This is a genomic window from Candidatus Culexarchaeum yellowstonense, assembly GCF_024707025.1.
Classification (GTDB): Archaea; Thermoproteota; Methanomethylicia; order Culexarchaeales; family Culexarchaeaceae; genus Culexarchaeum.
The window spans coordinates 1-2,209 of record NZ_JANGFQ010000122.1 but is presented as its reverse complement, the minus strand read 5'-3'; the positions used below and the strand labels follow the sequence as shown (position 1 = coordinate 2,209).

The 2,209-nt window shown below is 37.3% G+C and carries 1 protein-coding gene; it reads right to left on the bottom strand.

Going from position 1 to position 2,209, the window contains the following annotated elements; genetic code table 11:
* Positions 1–2,209: hypothetical protein (locus MRT15_RS09370; RefSeq protein ID WP_304329826.1), on the bottom strand; the 2,209-nt coding region annotated here is incomplete at both ends.

Here is a 2,209-nt window from a genome sequence, read left to right as displayed (position 1 = left end):
TCCTAGCCATAATAATCGCCTCATCAACATAAGATGAAAACTTCCCCTTCAACTCATTCAACCTCCGCATAAACTCATCCCTAGAATAGGAAATAGCAAAATACTCTAACACATGAAGAGCATCAACAGAACACCTAATCTTCAAATCACTCACACCAACACCGCGAACCTCCAAAAGCTCACCTAACTTAGACTTCTCAGAAGATACAGGTTCCATAAGAATAAGAGTCTTAGCCCTAGCAACATTAGCACCTTTTTCTTCCTCTTCTTCATCCTCTTCACTAGGCAAAACACTACCACTACCATACTTTAAAATTCTCCATTTAACCGCATCATTCAAATCTAATAATGTACCAATAGAGATAATCCTAGCATCCGTACTCTCCAAAATTTTTCTTTTAGCACCACCAAAAGCCACCTTCACAATAAGATAAAACATACTATCAGCACTTTTTACAGTTTCCTTCAAATCAGCCTTTTCAGATAAAGCCTTCATCAAACCTAAATAAGACGCAGGATACACATAGTTCTTCACTAAATCCTTAGTCCTAATAACTCCCATACTTCTAACCTCTTTATATCCAGTCGCCACAGAAAGCGCACTAACAAAAGCACCAATAATAAGATCCCTACCAACAATACCTTGCTCAATGAGACTCCTAGAAACTTCTTCGCTCTTTTCAACCATCCTATCATAAAGCTCAGAAACATCAATGGAACCCGAAGCACCCTTCCTCCATACAACAACGATACTTGTATCCATAGAAAGCTTACCTCTAGAAACAACACTCTGGGCTGACTCAGTTGTTATGGAAAAGGCGTTCGTAATTTTTAAACCAGCGTGTTCCCATCCAGCTTTTAGCAGAGCTTCCCATGCGTCAGGGCTTGCATGGGCATAATATGTGATTAATAAGCCATTATCCTTTAATTTTGATGCCATTGTTATGAATGACATGCTTAGAAGATTTTGAAAATGTTCAACACCTTTTTCATAACTGACATTACTACCAAGCCTTGGTGGATTAAGACTTACTTCACTTAAGGCGTACTTTTCCCATTGTGTAGATATTTCAATCCAATTACTTCCAACTTTTTCAAAAAATGCTTCTGGAATAAACCTAGGAACTAGTTTATTTCCGTTAACATCACTTAATGCCCTCTTCAACCAGACATAATAGAAGTCACTAAGTTCAGCATAAGGAACATCATCATAATAAGGCGGATCAGTTACAATTAGATCAAACTTCTCATTAGAATCAAGCTTGCTCAATACAGTAGCATCATCAAGCAAAACTCTAACTTTACCAGAACTACCAGAAATGAGATAAGATAAGCCTTTAGAAATAGAGCTTAGCGATCTAGTGAATGAACCTAATATATTAATTGTGGATATCAATTCTATCCAGTTCCAAGTCATTGCAATACCTCTAAAAGCTAAAGATTCACGAATAAACATCAGTGTAGGGTGTGTTGATGTAACTATTGAGTTGTAATTAACATGTTTACATAGTGCTATTGCTAGGTATGTTGTTATTGCTTCTGCGTATTTGTGTGCTTCTTCTTGGCTTAATCCGTCTTTGATTTTTTCCTGCTCTATTTGTTTACCTGCTTCGCGTATTAGCTTGACAAGTTTTACGAGTGTTAGGAGCTGGCGCGGATTAAAGAGCTTATACCACTCGGTCATAGTATAATTTATAGGTTGCAGGTATCCACCTATTGCCTGCGTTCCATAAGGGGCCAGTTTTTCTTTTGGTATATCTGGATTATCTGATTCTAGCAATTTTACTATTTCCTTTCTTGCTAGCTCAAGTTTTTCTTGGTCTTTTTCTGTGCATGGTTCGAATTCTAAATCTCCTTGTTTAATTTTAACTTTGACAAGCAATCTTTGTCTTGCCGGCACTTCGTTTATCCATGGTGGGAGTTCTGTGTTTGTGCCATAGCCTATTTCCTTATTGTAGAGTTCAAGGGCATATTTCACGTAGCTTTTAAGTCTGCTTTTGATGTCTTTTGGTAGGTTATTTGTTTCTGTATAGTGTTTTCCTGTGTGTGGGTCTATTTGTGCTATTGTTGAGCCGCAGTGGAGGCATATGGCTTGTTCTCTTCTTGCGTTTATGTTTGGTTCTGGTACTCTGTATTCTTTGTTTTCGATGGTTATTTTGTTTTTTTCTATTTTTGCGTTTTCTAGTTTTTGTTTGTTGTTAATGTCTAT